The sequence below is a fragment of the Desulfobulbus elongatus DSM 2908 genome (assembly GCF_000621145.1).
In the GTDB taxonomy this organism is placed as follows: Bacteria; Desulfobacterota; Desulfobulbia; order Desulfobulbales; family Desulfobulbaceae; genus Desulfobulbus; species Desulfobulbus elongatus.
Window position 1 is genome coordinate 1 of sequence record NZ_JHZB01000051.1, and the last position, 15,470, is coordinate 15,470.

Here is a 15,470-nt window from a genome sequence, read left to right on the forward strand (position 1 = left end):
GCCGCCGTCAACGTTGTTTTACCATGGTCTATATGACCGATTGTTCCGACATTGACATGCGGCTTCGTCCGCGTAAATTTTTCCTTCGCCATCTCGAACACCTCAACGGGTAAAAGAGTTACACGCCTCTAATCTTGTGGATAATGACTTCGGCTCGTTTTGGCGGGACGACCGAGAATTCACTAAAAATCATGGTAAACGTCGCCCGGCCCTGAGTTGCCGACCTTAAATCGGTTGAGTATCCGAACAACTCTGCCAACGGTGCTTTGGCAAGGACTGTCTGTCGTCCTTTTCCGGATTCAACACCGTGAATATGTGCCCCTTTCTTGTTCAGGTCGTTGATCACATCGCCCAGATATTCATCCGGAGTGACAACCTGCAAGTCCATGACGGGTTCGAGCAAAACCGGTGCACTTGATGCCGCCGCCTTGCGGCAGGCCATGGTGGCCGCCACACCGAAAGCCATCTCCGTGGATTTTTCTTCGTCGTAGGAACCATCAGTCAACTTAGCGACCACATCAAGCATCGGATACCCGATCAATGGGCCGGAATCCATGCTGTCGAGCACCCCTTTCTTGATAGCGTCGACAAAGACGGGAGGGATGAGTTGTTCATCCACATGGCATTCAAACTGCCTACCGCTTCCTTTTTCACCGGGGACAAGTTCGATCTCCACGTGGCCGTACTGCTCCTTGCCGCTCCCCTGGGTCTCGAATCTGCCCTCGGCCGAACAGGTTGTGGTGATCGTCTCCCGGTACGAAACCTGCGGCTTGCCCACATTGGCAGCCACACGAAATTCCCGCACAAGCCTGTCGACGATGATTTCAAGGTGCAATTCGCCCATACCGGCAATAATGGTCTGGCCGGTATCTTCACTGACGGTGATCTTAAAACTGGGATCTTCCTGAGCGATTTTTTCCAAGCTCTCTGCCAACAGATATTCATCGGCCTTGGTCTTGGGTTCTATCGCCACGCCAATGACCGGTTCAGGGAACTGGATGGCTTCAAGAACGACAAAATCGTCGAGATCACAGAGCGTATCGCCGGTTCGGGTGAATTTCAGCCCGACAATCGCGCCGATATCGCCTGTACCGATCATGCCCACCTCTTCACGCTTGTTGGCGTGAAGTTTCAGCAGTTTCGAGATCTTCTCCGTTTTCTTTTTCCGCGGGTTCAGAACCTTGCTCCCCAGTTTGATTACACCGGAGTACACGCGGATAAAGGCAAGGTTGCCCACGTACGGATCTGTTTGCAGCTTGAAAACCAAACCGCAAAATTTTTCGCTCCTCTCAGGCTTGCGGATAAGCGGCGCACCGTCCTTATCCGTCCCCTCGACCGGGGGAACATCAACGGGTGAGGGCAGATACCATGCGATGGCGTCCAACAATGGCTGAATCCCCTTGTTTTTGAACGCTGAACCACACAGTACCGGCACAAGTTCCAGAGCGAGCGTCGCTCGCCGCAACGCAGTCCGGATCTCACCGGGAGCGATCTCTTGATCGTTTACATATTTTTCCATGACCTCCTCATCGAAGTCGGCCAACTTCTCGAGGAGGGCCATTCTGGCGGCCGATGATTCTCCTAACAAAGACTCCGGAATGACATCTTCCGTGACAACCTGGCCCATCGACTCTTCGTCGAACCGAAGCATTTTCTGCTCGATCAGGTCAATGATGCCCGAAAAGGTGTCTTCGCTGCCGACAGGGAGCGTGATGGCTACCGGAGATGCTCCCAGCCGGGTTTCGATTTCCTCGAGGCATCTGGCAAACGAGGCCCCGATCCGATCCATTTTGTTAACAAAGGCGATCCTCGGAATCCGATAATGATCGGCCTGACGCCACACTGTTTCCGATTGCGGCTCGACTCCGCCAACGGCGCAGAAGATCGCTATGGCTCCATCAAGAACGCGAAGGCAACGCTCGACCTCAATGGTAAAATCAACATGACCCGGTGTATCGATTATGTTGATCTGGCATGCTTTCCAGAAGCAGGTCGTGGCCGCGGAGGTAATGGTAATACCACGCTCCTGCTCCTGTTCCATCCAGTCCATGACAGCCGTGCCCTCATGGACTTCACCGATTTTATGCGATCGGCCGGTGTAATATAAAATGCGCTCGGTCGTGGTAGTCTTGCCAGCGTCGATATGCGCCATTATGCCGATATTGCGCACATTGGATAATGAATCGACACCCGCCACCACTGTTCCCTGTCTGCGTTAGAACATTCCTCCGGTCATGCCCCAAGAAAAATGTCGCTGTTAGTACATCAATTTCCGTTGCCTGTCAACCAACTTTTGCCAACCGGAAGGCACCGCCTTTACCAACGATAATGGGCAAATGCCTTGTTGGCCTCGGCCATTTTGTGAGTATCGTCTTTCTTCTTCACTGAAGCGCCACGGTTATTGTAGGCATCGAGCAATTCGGCCGCCAATTTCTCCGACATTGTCTGCCCGGAGCGTCCCTTGGAAAAGTTGATGATCCACCGGATCGCCAATGCGTTGCGACGCTCAGGCCGCACCTCGACCGGCACCTGATAGGTGGCGCCGCCGACCCGCCGGCTCTTGACCTCGACACGGGGCCGGACATTCTCCATGGCCTCTTCAAAAACCGTCAACGGTTCCTGATCCGTTATCTTGCCGCCGATGATATTCATGGCATCGTAAAACAGACGTCGCGCCACGGTCTTTTTCCCCGCGACCATCAAGCCGTTGGTGAATTTGGCCACCAAGACGGAATTGAACTTTGGATCCGGTGCGATGGGCCGTTTATCTAACAATTTTTTTCTTGGCATACTTCCACTCGTTCAAAATCTTGTCGGAAATCACTTGGGACGTTTGGCTCCGTACTTTGAGCGCCCTTGCCTTCTGTCGTTCACTCCAAGCGTATCCAAGGTACCACGAATGATATGATAGCGCACACCGGGCAGGTCCTTGACGCGGCCGCCACGAATGAGCACCACCGAATGCTCCTGCAGATTGTGTCCGATACCGGGGATATAGGACGTCACCTCAATGCCGTTTGTCAGCCGCACCCTCGCAACTTTCCGCAAAGCCGAGTTCGGCTTTTTGGGTGTGGTTGTATAGACACGGACACACACGCCGCGTTTCTGCGGACAACTCTGCAAAGCAGGCGTGTTCGTCCGCTTGGTTATCTTTTTTCGTCTATTCCTGACAAGTTGATTGATAGTGGGCATGCAGGCAGCTCCTTTAAAGAATACGATCAGGCCGCTCTTTGTAAAAAAGGGCGAACATGAAAGCTGGGATTATTAATCGAACAACCTGTAAAGGTCAAGTTTTATCTTTGTTAATTGTCGTTATGAAACCGGTATCGCTTCAGCCCGGTCCCGGCCGAAATCAGCCGGCCCATGATAACGTTTTCCTTCAAACCGGATAGATCATCGATCTTGCCCGCCATGGCCGCGTTGGTCAGCACCTTGGTCGTTTCCTGGAACGAGGCCGCGGAAATGAACGAATCCGTCGACAGCGAGGCCTTGGTCACACCGAGCAGCAGGGGTTCGGCGGAGGCCGGCTGCAAGCCGTCCTGCAGCAACCGCTCGTTTTCCTCTTGAAATTTCCACCACTCGACTTGCTGGTCCAGCATGAAGCGGGAATCGCCGGCATCAGTGATGCGTACCCTCTTGAGCATCTGCCGGACAATGGTTTCGATATGCTTGTCGTTGATCTTGACGCCCTGCAGCCTGTACACTTCCTGGATCTCGTTGACCAGGAAGCGCGCCAGCGCTTCGGCCCCCTTGACCCGGAGGATATCATTGGGGAGCCGGTTACCTTCCATCAACGGATCACCGGCCTCGACACGGTCGTTTTCATGCACGGTGATATGCTTGGACTTGGGAATCAGATATTCCTTGGGATCGCCGATTTCGGGGGTCACGACCACCCGTCGCTTGCCTTTCAAATCCTTACCGAAACTCACCCGGCCGTCGATTTCAGTAATAATGGCCTGTTCCTTGGGCTTCCGGACTTCGAACAATTCGGCCACCCGGGGTAGACCACCGGTGATATCCTTGGTCTTGGTCGTCTCGCGCGGAATTTTGGCAATGACCGTACCGGGAGAGATCGCATCGTGTTCATTGACGGTGATGATTGACCCCACAGGCAGTGGATACCGGGCCGCCTGCTCGGCGTCAGGCAGCTTCAATGTCCTGCCGCGGTCATCCTTGATGGAGATGCGCGGGTTCATCTGCTTGGTCGAGCTCACCGGCGTGATCACCTTGCTGGCCTTGCCGGTAATCTGGTCGACGCGCTCCTGCATGGTATCGCCTTCCACCACATCGCCGTACTTGATCTTGCCGCCGACCTCGGCGACAATCGGAATGGAAAAGGCATCCCAATCGGCGATCACCGTGCCCGGATCGACCACGGTGCCGTCGCTGATCCGCAGGGTCGCGCCGTAGGGGACGGGAAACCGCTCGCGGTCGACCCCGAGATCGTCCAGCACCGTGATCTCGGCGTTGCGGTTCATCACTACCTCGAACCCTTCGCTGTTACCGACCGAATGGAGATTCTTGTAGCGGATCTGGCCGCCCCGCTGGGTCCGGACTTCGGCCTGTTCCACCGCACCGCGGGCAGTACCGCCGATGTGGAAGGTCCGCATGGTCAGCTGGGTGCCGGGCTCGCCGATGGACTGGGCCGCGATGATGCCGACTGCCTCGCCGATATTGACCATGTGGCCACGGCCGAGGTCGCGGCCATAGCACATGGCGCAAATGCCGCGTTTGGCCTCGCATGTCAGCACCGACCGGATATGCACCCGATCAATGCCGGCAGCCTCGATCGCCTCGACCCTATCCTCCGTGATTTCCTCGTCCATGCCGACCAGCACTTCGCCGGTATGCGGATCCACCACATCTTCCAGGGCCACGCGGCCCAGGATACGCTCGCCGATGCGGACGATCACCTCGCCGCCTTCGATCAGGGGCTCGGCCAGGGTGCCGCGCATGGTGCCGCAATCCTTCATGACAATGGTGGAATCCTGGGCGACATCGACCAGACGCCGGGTCAGATATCCGGAGTTCGCGGTCTTCAGTGCCGTGTCCGCCAAGCCCTTGCGGGCGCCGTGCGTCGAGATGAAATATTCGAGCACGCTGAGTCCCTCGCGGAAGTTGGCCTTGATCGGCGTTTCGATGATCTCGCCGGAAGGCTTGGCCATCAGGCCGCGCATACCCGCCAGCTGGCGGATCTGGTCCTTCGAGCCACGAGCCCCGGAATCAGCCATGATGAACACGGGATTGAAGCTCTTGATTTCCTGGCTTTTGCCGGCGGTGTCGCGTTGAAACTCAACCGCCATCTCATCCATCATCTCTTTGGTGATCTTGTCGGTGGCTTTCGACCATATATCAATGATCTTGTTATATTTCTCACCATCGGTAATCAAACCGTCCGAATACTGCTGGTCGACATCGGCCGCCTCTTTTTCCGCATCCTCGACAAACTCCTCCTTCCTGACCGGGATCTTCATGTCGTTGATGCAGATGGAAATGCCGGCCCGGGTGGCGTATTCGTACCCGAGATCCTTCAGTCGGTCGGCGAGGATGACCGTTTCCTTGGTGCCGCCGTGACGATAAGCGTAGTCGATGAGAAAGGCCAACTCTTTTTTCGACAACTCCTTATTGACCAGCGAGAAGGGAACTATTGGCGGCAGCAATTCGCCCACCAGGATACGACCGACAGTGGTATCGACCAGGGTTCCGTTGTTCCGCACCTTCACCCTCGCCTGCATGTGGACGGCGCCGTGGTCATAGGCTATCCGGGCTTCGGTCGGGGAGCCGAAAATAGCGCCCTCGCCAACCACGCCCACGCGCTCGCGGGTCATATAGTACAACCCCAGAACAATGTCCTGGCTCGGGATGATGATCGGACCGCCGTTGGCCGGTGACAGGATGTTGTTGGTCGACATCATCAGCACCCTGGCCTCGACCTGGGCTTCCACCGACAGGGGCACGTGCACGGCCATCTGGTCACCGTCGAAGTCGGCGTTGAATGCCGCGCAGACGAGCGGGTGCAGTTGAATGGCCTTACCCTCGATCAGCACCACCTCAAAGGCCTGCATGCCCAAACGGTGCAGAGTCGGCGCCCGGTTGAGAATGACCGGGTATTCCTGGACGATGTCATCCAACACATCCCACACTTCCTTGGTGCCTTTCTCCACCATCTTGCGGGCGCTTTTGATGGTGGTGACATAGCCTTTTCGTTCGAGTCTGTTGTAGATGAACGGCTTGAACAGCTCCAGCGCCATTTTCTTGGGCAGGCCGCACTGGTGCAGGCGCAGATGCGGACCAACCACGATGACCGAACGTCCGGAATAATCGACGCGCTTGCCGAGCAGGTTCTGCCGGAACCGGCCCTGCTTGCCCTTGAGCATATCGGACAGCGACTTCAGCGGCCGTTTGTTCGGACCGGTGATGGTCCGTCCCCGCCGACCGTTGTCGAAGAGAACGTCCACCGCCTCTTGGAGCATGCGTTTCTCGTTGCGGATGATGATGTCGGGCGCATCGAGCTCCAGCAGCCGTTTCAGCCGATTGTTGCGGTTGATCACCCTCCGGTAGAGATCGTTCAGGTCCGAGGTGGCGAACCGGCCACCTTCCAGGGGCACGAGCGGCCGCAGATCGGGCGGCAGGACCGGAATCACCTCCAGGATCATCCATTCCGGCCGGTTGCCGGAATCGCGGAAGGCCTCGACCACGTTGAGTCGTTTGCCGTACTTGGTGCGCTTGGTGACCGAGCCGGTTTCCTTCATCTCCCGGCGCAGCCGCTCGGACAGTTCTTTCAAGTCAAGCGCCATCAGCATTTCCCGGATCGCCTCGGCGCCGATGCCGACCCTGAACAGGCCCGGATATTCTTCCAAAGCGGTCCGGTACTGATCCTCGTTGAGCAAGGTGCCGACCGGCAGGGCATCGATTTGGGACGTGACCACGGCATAGGATTCGAAGTAAAGAATCCGTTCCAACTGCTTCAGGGTCATGTCGAGAATGGCGCCGATCTTGGACGGCAGGCTCTTGAGAAACCAGATGTGGGCCACCGGTGCGGCCAGTTCGATATGCCCCAGGCGCTCGCGGCGTACCTTGGATTGAATGACCTCGACGCCGCATTTTTCGCAGACCACGCCGCGGTGCTTCATCCGCTTGTATTTACCGCAATTGCACTCGTAATCCTTGACCGGACCGAAAATCTTGGCGCAGAACAGACCGTCGCGCTCCGGCTTGAAGGTCCGATAGTTGATGGTTTCCGGTTTCTTGACTTCTCCATGCGACCACTCCCTGATCTTTTCCGGCGAGGCGAGGGAAATCTTCACCTTGTTGAAACTGACAGGACCCTTTGGTTTTGCAAAGAAGCTAAACAGTTCTTCCACGTATTCACCCTATGTGTATTTCAAATCAATCCGTGTACACGGCTGAAAAGCGCCAATACCTCTTTCCATCGCGCCAACTCGGCGCGTGCGTCCGGGCTTACTCTTGCAGCTCAATATCCAGACACAGTCCCTTCAGCTCCTTGACCAGAACATGGAACGATTCGGGCAGACCGGTTTCGAGGAAGTTGTTGCCCTTGACGATCTTTTCGTACATCGTTGTCCGCCCCTCGACATCGTCGGACTTGACGGTGAGGAACTCTTTCAAGGTATAGGCCGCGCCGTAGGCTTCCATGGCCCAAACCTCCATCTCGCCCAACCGCTGGCCGCCGAACTGGGCCTTGCCGCCGAGTGGCTGCTGGGTGACCAGAGAATAAGGGCCGGTGGAACGGGCATGGATCTTGTTGTCCACCAAATGGTGCAGCTTGAGCATGTACATGGTGCCGACCGTAACCTGGTTGTCGAACGGCACGCCGGTCAGGCCATCGTGCAGGGTCGTCTGTCCGACTTCGTCGACGCCGGCCTCGACCAGAAGCTGCCGGATCTCCGACTCGGACGCCCCGTCGAACACGGGTGTGGCCACATGGAGGCCATGGCTGTACTTGCTCATGAAGTCGAGCAGGTCATCGTCGGAAAGTCCGTCGGTCAACCGCCCGTATTCGGCCGGGGTATAGAGATGCTGCAAGCGCTGCTTCAGCCGCTCGACTTCCTTCTGCCTGGCGAGCGCGGACAATTGCTCGCCCAGTTTTTTGGCGGCATAGCCAAGATGGCATTCGAGCACCTGGCCGACATTCATGCGCGAGGGTACGCCGAGGGGATTCAAGACAAGATCGACCGTGGTGCCGTCGGCAAAAAACGGCATATCCTCTTCGGGGAGCAGCCGGGAGACGACGCCCTTGTTGCCGTGCCGGCCGGCCATCTTGTCGCCCACCGCCAGCTTGCGCTTGGTGGCGACATAAATTTTCACCATCTTGACCACGCCGGGCGGCAAATCGTCCCCTTTTTCCATCCGTTCAACAATGCCCTGATAGCGGCCGCGAACAATGGCCGATTGGCTGTTGTAACGACTGAAAACGGCTTCGATCTCCTCGGTATACCTGGCCTTTTCCGCGAAATCCAGATCGCGCAATTCGGCGAAGTCGACCTGCTCGAGAATCTTGGCGGTCAGCTGTTTGCCCAACTTGAGGATCACCTTGCCCTTTCTGTCCTTGATGTCGTTCTTGGCCGTCCGGCCTTCAAGCAGGTCGGCCAACGCCTTGCGCACGCCCTTTTTCAGACTCTTGAGTTCGTCTTCCATGTCCCGGTTAAGGCGGTCGATCTCCATTTCCTCGATCATCAGGGTGCGCTCGTCCTTGTCCACCCCCTTGCGGGAAAAAACCTTGGCGTCGATCACCACACCCTCGATGCCCGGAGGCACTCGCAGGGAGGAATCCTTGACGTCGCCGGCCTTCTCGCCGAAGATCGCCCGGAGCAGTTTTTCCTCGGGTGAAAGCATGCTTTCGCCTTTCGGAGTGACCTTGCCGACCAGCATGTCGCCGGCGCGGACTTCGGCACCGATGCGAACGATGCCGGAATCGTCCAAATTGCGCAGGCCCTCCTCGCCAACATTCGGGATATCCCGGGTGATTTCCTCCTTGCCCAGCTTGGTGTCCCTGGCCATGGTCTCAAAAATTTCGATATGCACGGAGGTGAAGGTGTCTTCCTTGAGCAGCCGTTCGTTCACCAGGATCGAATCCTCGAAATTGTAGCCACGCCAGGGCATGAAGGCGATGGTGACGTTCTTGCCCAGGGCCAGTTCACCCACCTCGGTCGATGGTCCGTCGGCCAGGACCGTTCCCTTGGTGACGCGGTTGCCGGGATAGACCAGCGCCTTCTGGTTGAAGCAGGTATTCTGGTTCGATTTTTTATATTTCGACAGTCGATAGACGGCGATGCCGGTCTCGAATCCGTCCACGCCGGGCTGGTCATAGCGGACGACGATCCGGTTGGCGTCGGCCTCTTCGACCACACCGTCGCCGCCCGCCAACAGACAGGCGCCCGAATCGCGCGCCACGTATTTTTCCACGCCAGTGCCCACCAGCGGTGAACTGGTCTTGAGCAGGGGCACGGCCTGACGCTGCATGTTTGAGCCCATGAGCGCGCGGTTGGCGTCGTCGTTCTCCAGAAAGGGAATCAACGAGGCCGCAACCGAAACCATCTGATTGGGCGCGATATCCATCATGGTCACGTCATCGGCAGACACCATGGCGACTTCGCTCTCATGCCGGGCGATCAGGTATTCGTCGACCAGACGGTCGCCATCGAGCGGCACCTTTGCCGGGGCAATGACGTGGTCTTCTTCCTGCAGGGCGGAAAGATACTTGTACTCGCTGGCTACCACCCGGTCCTGCACGTACCGGTAGGGTGTCTCAATGAAACCGTACGGGTTGACCGTGGCATAGGTCGCCAGGCTGACGATCAGGCCGATATTCGGTCCTTCGGGGGTTTCCACCGGACAAATGCGGCCGTAATGGGTGGGATGGACGTCGCGGACCTCGAATCCCGCCCGTTCCCGGGAAAGACCGCCGGGGCCAAGGGCGGACAGACGGCGCTTATGGGTCACCTCGGACAGCGGGTTGGTCTGGTCCATGAACTGGGACAGCTGGCTGGTCCCGAAAAATTCCTTGATCGCCGAGGTCACCGGTTTGGGGTTGACCAGATCGTGGGGCATCAGGGTTTCGATTTCCTGCAGGGTCATCCGCTCCTTGATCGCCCGCTCCATCCGTACCAGCCCCATGCGGAACTGGTTTTCACAGAGCTCGCCAACCGTGCGAACCCGGCGATTTCCCAAATGATCGATATCGTCGCCGTCTTTCAGTTCATCCTTGATCCGCACCAGGTGTTTGACGCTTTTGACGATGTCCTCCTTGGTCAGGGTCCGGACCTCGATGGGTGTATTAACTCCCAGCTTGGTGTTGATTTTGTAACGACCCACCTCGGACAGATCATAGGTGGCCGCATTGAAAAAGAGATTGTCAAAAAAGGCCTTGGCAACCTCGAGGGTCGGAGGACTGGACGGTCGCAGGCGCCGATAAATCTCCACCAAGGCCTCGTCGGTGTCCTTGATTTTGTCGAGCAGCAGCGTTTTCCGAAAGGATTCGCTGAAATTGACACCATCGATGAACAGCAACGAAAAAGAAGAGATTCCCGCCTCGGCAAGCGTCTGCAGGATGGCGGGAGTGACCGTATCGTTACACTGCACAAGCACCTCGCCACTCTGTCCGTCGACGATGTCATGCGCAAAAAAGCGGCCATAAATTTCTTCCACATCAATTTTGAGTGCGGAAACCCCCATGCTTTCGATCTTCTTGGCCAGGGTCTTCGTCACTTTCTTGCCTTTCTTGGCGATAATGGAGCCGTCGGCCGGGCTGACGATATCGGTGTTCAAGCGCTGATTAGCAAAGGTGATCGCGTTGAAGGCAATGGAATATTCTTCACCATCGACATGAATGGTGTCGGAATGATAGAATTCGTTAAGCAATTCTTCTTCATTATACCCCAGCGCCTTGAGAAGGACACTCACCGGCAACTTTCGCCGGCGATCGATGCGCACGTAGAGGATATCCTTGATGTCGAACTCGAAATCGAGCCAAGAGCCGCGGACAGGAATGATACGGGCCGAATACAGCCGTTTCCCGGAGGCATGCGATTTGCCGTGGTCGTGGGTGTAAAACAGACCTGGCGACCGCTGCAACTGGTTGACAATCACCCGTTCGGTACCGTTGATCACAAACACGCCGTCCTGGGTCATCAGCGGCAGTGCGCCGAGAAAAACCTCTTGCTCCTTGATGTCACGGACCGACTGCACCCCAGTGGCTTCGTCGACGTCAAAGGTGATCAGCCGGACCGTGATCTTGAGCGGTGCCTCATAGGTCATCCCCCGCTCGATGCACTCGGCCACGGTATACTTGGGCTCGCCAAAGGAATAGCGGACAAATTCGAGCGAGCACAGTCCGTTGAAATCTGTTATCGGAAAAACGCTCTGAAAGATGGAGTGCAGACCATGATCTCTACGTAACTCGGGCGCAATATCTCGTTGCAGAAAATGCTCGTACGACTCTCGCTGCATGGCGATCAGATGGGGCGGTTCTATAATCTGGCTTGTTTTGGCAAAACTCTTCCGTACTCTTCTCATAGTCCCCTCGAAACATTCTGCGCGACACAGATAGCGCTTTAATTATCTCGATGAAATTTCGTCAAAAAATAAAAATTAGATCTGAAACGAAAAGGAAAAAAGCTACAAACACAGGAACGCTACGGAGCTAGAAGCTCCATAGCGTTGCCTGATTGATGGATGCCTTCGGGAATAATCCCGATTGCGAAAAAGAATAATTATTTTATCTCAACAGCGCCACCGGCACCTTCGATTTGAGCTTTGATGGCAGCGGCTTCATCTTTGCTCACGCCTTCTTTGATGGGAGCAGGCACACCCTCAACCAAATCTTTCGCTTCTTTCAAACCAAGAGAGGTAATGGCGCGTACCTCCTTAATGACTTTGATCTTCTGATCACCGGCATTGGTCAAAATGACGTCAAACTCGGTCTTCTCCTCGGCAACCGCACCGGCGTCAGCCGGACCTGCAATTGCAGCCACAGCCACCGGTGCCGCAGCGGACACACCGAATTTCTCCTCCAACTCCTTGATCAATTCAGAGAGTTCGAGCACCGTCATATTAGCAATAAAATCGATAACTTCCTGCTTCGTTACAGCCATTTTCATTCCTCCTGATAGGATGACAAAATAGTGTGCCTCGAGTGCATGACACTCACAAGCGCTTTTGTTCTAATTTTCCTTCTGCCCTTTGATTGCAGTCAATGCATAGAGCAACTTTTGCGGAACAGCGCTGAGAACGCGAACAAAACCAGTCGGTACAGCGGACATGGTCCCCAGCAGCTTACCGAGCAGTTCGTCTCTGCCGGGCAGCTTCGAAAGTGCCAGCACATCATCGGCACTGAGCTGTTTGCCGTCAAGAACGGCGGTGCGAATAGTGAATGCATTGAACTCGGCGGCGAAGGCGGTCAGCACCTTCGAAGGGCCAACAGGCTCATTGAACCCGACGGCCACTGCGGTCGTACCGTTGAAGGAATCGCCCAATCCTTCATAGGGCGTTCCTTTGACAGCAAGGCGCAGCAAGGTGTTCTTTGCCACCTGAATTTGCCCATCGTTTTGACGAAGATTCTTGCGAAGCTTCTCCAGTTCCGTCACTTTAAGTCCGCGATAATCGGCGACCACCGCAAACTTCGCTTTGGAAAAGGTCTCGTTGAGCGCATTGATGATCTCGGTCTTCTGATCGCGATTCAACGTTAATGCCTCCTTTCTGGGTGTAACGGGACTGTCAAAAAGAGCAGAAAGAGGAATGAAGACTACACTCCGGCATACAGCACCGGCATGGCCTCGGCAGGTGACCACCACATCGGCGTGGGATCATTAAACATTCGTACCTGCTATCTTTGACCTTCCCAAGGTTAATTGTGAACAAACAAAAATAATGCAATCTCAATACAACAAGCAGTGGCAAGGCCACTGATCACGCAGATTTAATGAGGGAGCGCACCTGCAATGGATCAATCTTGAATCCGGGGCCCATCGTACTGGAAACTGAAATAGCACGCAGGTAGACCCCTTTACTGGTAGAAGGCTTCAATTGGATCAGTTTGTCGACAAAGGCCACGATATTTTCGGCAAGCTTCTCAATGCCGAACGAGCACCTGCCCATGACGGCATGGACAACCCCCGCCTTGTCGACCCGGAAATCGACCTTGCCTTTTTTAATTTCGTCGACGACACGTCCAACGTCAAAGGTGACCGTCCCCAGCTTGGCGTTCGGCATCAGATTGCGCGGTCCCAGAATACGACCGATTTTACCGACCTCTCCCATCATGTCCGGCGTGGCGATGGTCTTATCGAATTCAAGCCAACCGCCCTTGATTTTTTCAATGAGTTCCTCGGATCCGGCATAATCGGCACCGGCATTCAGGGCTTCCTTTTCTTTTTCCCCTTTGGCAAAGACGAGGACTCTCGCCGTCTTGCCGGTTCCGTTGGGCAACACGACACTGGACCGGACCATCTGATCAGCATGACGGGGATCGACTCCAAGCCGCACCGCAATATCGACCGATTCGTCGAATTGCGCATACTTGGCTTTAAGGACTTTCTCCAGCGCCTCGTTCAGATCGGTCATTTGCTGGCGCTCAACAGCCGCAACCGCATTTTTATACTTCTTTCCACGTGTTGGCATAATAACCTCTGGGTATTCTCCCTGGTACACTGTGGTTGTGCACAGGTGCGACGAATAAATGGTTCTTATTTAATGACGGTGATGCCACAACTCCGCGCCGTTCCCTCGATAATCCGGATGGCATGGTCGATATCGTATGCATTCAGATCAGGCATCTTAATCTCGGCAATCTCCCTAATCTTTGCCTGATCCAACTCTGCGACACGATCTTTCTTGGGATTGCTGGAACCCCGTTCAAGCCCTGCCGCCTTTTTCAACAAAACCGAGGCAGGCGGTGTTTTGGTGATAAAGCTGTAGGAACGGTCGGAATAAACCGTGATCACGACAGGAATGATGGTATCACCGGCCGACTGGGTCTGGGCGTTAAACGCTTTACAGAAATCCATAATGTTGACGCCATGTTGCCCGAGAGCGGGACCAACAGGCGGCGACGGATTTGCCTTGCCGGCCGGGATCTGCAGTTTCACAAATGCCTGAATTTTTTTTGCCATGACACAAACCTCTCCGAGGAATCGGGAGCTTAACTTTTACTCACTTGGATATATTCTAGTTCAACCGGTGTGGAACGGCCAAAAATGGACACCATGACCCTGACTCGACCCTTTTCCGGAAAAACTTCTTCGACAACGCCTTGAAAATTGGCAAAGGGGCCGTCAATGACCCGCACGGCATCACCCTCTCCAAAGACAACCTTTGGTTTGGGTTTGTTCGCTCCATCAGCAATGCGGCCAAGGATCTTATCCGCTTCCTTATCGGTAAGCGATGGAATCTTTTTATAAATATCCTTATCCGCACCGGCTTGATTCATATTGATGCCGACAAACCCGGTCACCCGTGGCGTCTCCTGCACAATGTGCCACGTGTGTTCGTTCATCTCCATGTTGACAAGGAGGTAACCGGGAAAGAATTTCCTCGCTGAAGTTTTCCTTGCGCCCTTGACCATTTCAACAACCTGCTCGGTCGGCACGAGTATTTCTCCGAAGCTTTCTTCCAGCCCAGCCATCTTAATACGCTCTTCCAGGGTTGTTTTGACCTTGTTCTCAAACCCTGTGTGCGTGTGCACTATGTACCAGTTTTTTGCCATACGTTTGTTATCCGGCACAGCAATCAATGGAGAATCGAGGAAACCAGCTTGCCTAGGAGAAGGTCAACGGAGCCAAGATACAACGAGATCACAATAACCAACAGGATGACGAACCCCGTCAATCCGGCCGTCGTCTTTTTTGGAGGCCACACAATCTTGCGAAATTCGCTGTGCACCTCCTGCAGAAACGCACGAATGCCGGAAGGAGATAAATAGCTTTTCCTGTCGGGCTCCGTCACCCCTCGTTTACTGTCCATTTCTTTTCAGGCGTGTCAAAATTGAGCTGTTGTTTGCGCTACGTTCCGCTCTTACCGTTGTTACTGTGCAAGACGCTCATGGCAGGCCAGGAGGGATTCGAACCCCCAACCCCCGGATTTGGAGTCCGGTGCTCTACCGTTGGAGCTACTGGCCTGTTTATTTCGTCTCTTTGTGGGGGGTGTGAATTTTACAAAAAGGGCAGTACTTCTTGAGCTCCAGTTTGTGCGGCACGGTCTTTTTATTTTTCGTTGTCGTATAGTTGCGCTGCTTGCACGTCTGACACGCCAGCGTAATGGTATCTCTCATAATATGCACCCGCCAGAGTGAAGCAGCCGGGACAAGCCCGGCTGCTTCACGTCTTTCAATTTCACTTCCCCTGAAAGGGAGATGAATTATTCGATAATTTCGCTGATAACGCCAGCGCCAACGGTCCGGCCACCCTCACGGATCGCAAAGCGAAGTCCCGCCTCCATGGCGATCGGTGTGA

14 protein-coding genes and 1 tRNA gene are annotated in these 15,470 nt (G+C 55.2%); all 15 read right to left on the reverse strand.

What is annotated here, in order from left to right:
- Nucleotides 1–92 (reverse strand): GTP-binding protein (locus Q362_RS23110; protein ID WP_035217096.1); only part of this gene is annotated, 92 nt, incomplete at its 3' end.
- A gap of 26 nt (nt 93–118) precedes the next feature.
- Nucleotides 119–2,197 (reverse strand): elongation factor G, encoded by a 2,079-nt coding sequence (fusA, locus tag Q362_RS0116515; RefSeq protein ID WP_028319552.1) that lies wholly within the window; start codon nt 2,195–2,197, stop codon nt 119–121.
- Nucleotides 2,198–2,316: 119 nt separating this feature from the next.
- Nucleotides 2,317–2,790 (reverse strand): 30S ribosomal protein S7, encoded by a 474-nt coding sequence (gene rpsG / locus Q362_RS0116520; protein WP_028319553.1) that lies wholly within the window; start codon nt 2,788–2,790, stop codon nt 2,317–2,319.
- A gap of 30 nt (nt 2,791–2,820) precedes the next feature.
- Entirely contained in the window at nt 2,821–3,192 is a 372-nt protein-coding gene (gene rpsL / locus Q362_RS0116525; protein ID WP_028319554.1) for a 30S ribosomal protein S12, read from the reverse strand.
- Between the two features lie 110 nt (nt 3,193–3,302).
- Nucleotides 3,303–7,367, reverse strand: a complete 4,065-nt coding sequence (gene rpoC / locus Q362_RS0116530; RefSeq protein WP_028319555.1) for a DNA-directed RNA polymerase subunit beta' — start codon at nt 7,365–7,367, stop codon at nt 3,303–3,305.
- 97 nt (nt 7,368–7,464) lie between these two features.
- Nucleotides 7,465–11,538 carry a DNA-directed RNA polymerase subunit beta gene (gene rpoB, locus Q362_RS0116535; RefSeq protein WP_028319556.1) on the reverse strand — a complete coding sequence of 1,358 codons (4,074 nt, stop codon included), beginning with the start codon at nt 11,536–11,538 and terminating at the stop codon, nt 7,465–7,467.
- 197 nt (nt 11,539–11,735) lie between these two features.
- Nucleotides 11,736–12,116 (reverse strand): 50S ribosomal protein L7/L12, encoded by a 381-nt coding sequence (rplL, locus tag Q362_RS0116540; RefSeq protein ID WP_028319557.1) that lies wholly within the window; start codon nt 12,114–12,116, stop codon nt 11,736–11,738.
- Nucleotides 12,117–12,185: 69 nt separating this feature from the next.
- Nucleotides 12,186–12,704: a 50S ribosomal protein L10 gene (gene rplJ / locus Q362_RS0116545; protein ID WP_028319558.1), complete on the reverse strand. Its 519-nt coding sequence runs from the start codon at nt 12,702–12,704 to the stop codon at nt 12,186–12,188.
- 226 nt (nt 12,705–12,930) lie between these two features.
- Entirely contained in the window at nt 12,931–13,641 is a 711-nt protein-coding gene (gene rplA / locus Q362_RS0116550) for a 50S ribosomal protein L1 (protein ID WP_028319559.1), read from the reverse strand.
- A gap of 65 nt (nt 13,642–13,706) precedes the next feature.
- On the reverse strand, nt 13,707–14,132 hold the full coding sequence (gene rplK, locus Q362_RS0116555; protein WP_028319560.1) for a 50S ribosomal protein L11: 426 nt from the start codon (nt 14,130–14,132) through the stop codon (nt 13,707–13,709).
- A 29-nt stretch (nt 14,133–14,161) separates the two neighbouring features.
- The gene (nusG, locus tag Q362_RS0116560) at nt 14,162–14,725 is read right to left on the reverse strand and encodes a transcription termination/antitermination protein NusG (protein WP_028319561.1); all 564 of its coding nucleotides are present in this window, start codon (nt 14,723–14,725) and stop codon (nt 14,162–14,164) included.
- Between the two features lie 23 nt (nt 14,726–14,748).
- On the reverse strand, nt 14,749–14,982 hold the full coding sequence (gene secE, locus Q362_RS21365) for a preprotein translocase subunit SecE (protein WP_035217095.1): 234 nt from the start codon (nt 14,980–14,982) through the stop codon (nt 14,749–14,751).
- 79 nt (nt 14,983–15,061) lie between these two features.
- Nucleotides 15,062–15,137, reverse strand: a tRNA-Trp gene (locus Q362_RS0116570).
- Between the two features lie 2 nt (nt 15,138–15,139).
- Nucleotides 15,140–15,289, reverse strand: coding sequence for a 50S ribosomal protein L33 (rpmG, locus tag Q362_RS23115; RefSeq protein WP_084312908.1), 150 nt, complete (start codon nt 15,287–15,289; stop codon nt 15,140–15,142).
- 86 nt (nt 15,290–15,375) lie between these two features.
- A partial coding sequence (locus Q362_RS24780) for an EF-Tu C-terminal domain-related protein (RefSeq protein ID WP_157470250.1) occupies nt 15,376–15,470 on the reverse strand: 95 nt, incomplete at its 5' end.

What these genes read in the sequence shown, in the direction of transcription:
- rpsG (WP_028319553.1), bottom strand. Translation starts at nt 2,790, where the DNA reads ATGCCAAGAAAAAAATTGTTAGATAAACGGCCCATCGCACCGGATCCA.
- rpsL (WP_028319554.1), bottom strand. Translation starts at nt 3,192, where the DNA reads ATGCCCACTATCAATCAACTTGTCAGGAATAGACGAAAAAAGATAACC.
- rpoB (WP_028319556.1), bottom strand. Translation starts at nt 11,538, where the DNA reads ATGAGAAGAGTACGGAAGAGTTTTGCCAAAACAAGCCAGATTATAGAA.
- rplL (WP_028319557.1), bottom strand. Translation starts at nt 12,116, where the DNA reads ATGGCTGTAACGAAGCAGGAAGTTATCGATTTTATTGCTAATATGACG.
- rplA (WP_028319559.1), bottom strand. Translation starts at nt 13,641, where the DNA reads ATGCCAACACGTGGAAAGAAGTATAAAAATGCGGTTGCGGCTGTTGAG.
- rplK (WP_028319560.1), bottom strand. Translation starts at nt 14,132, where the DNA reads ATGGCAAAAAAAATTCAGGCATTTGTGAAACTGCAGATCCCGGCCGGC.
- nusG (WP_028319561.1), bottom strand. Translation starts at nt 14,725, where the DNA reads ATGGCAAAAAACTGGTACATAGTGCACACGCACACAGGGTTTGAGAAC.
- secE (WP_035217095.1), bottom strand. Translation starts at nt 14,982, where the DNA reads ATGGACAGTAAACGAGGGGTGACGGAGCCCGACAGGAAAAGCTATTTA.
- rpmG (WP_084312908.1), bottom strand. Translation starts at nt 15,289, where the DNA reads ATGAGAGATACCATTACGCTGGCGTGTCAGACGTGCAAGCAGCGCAAC.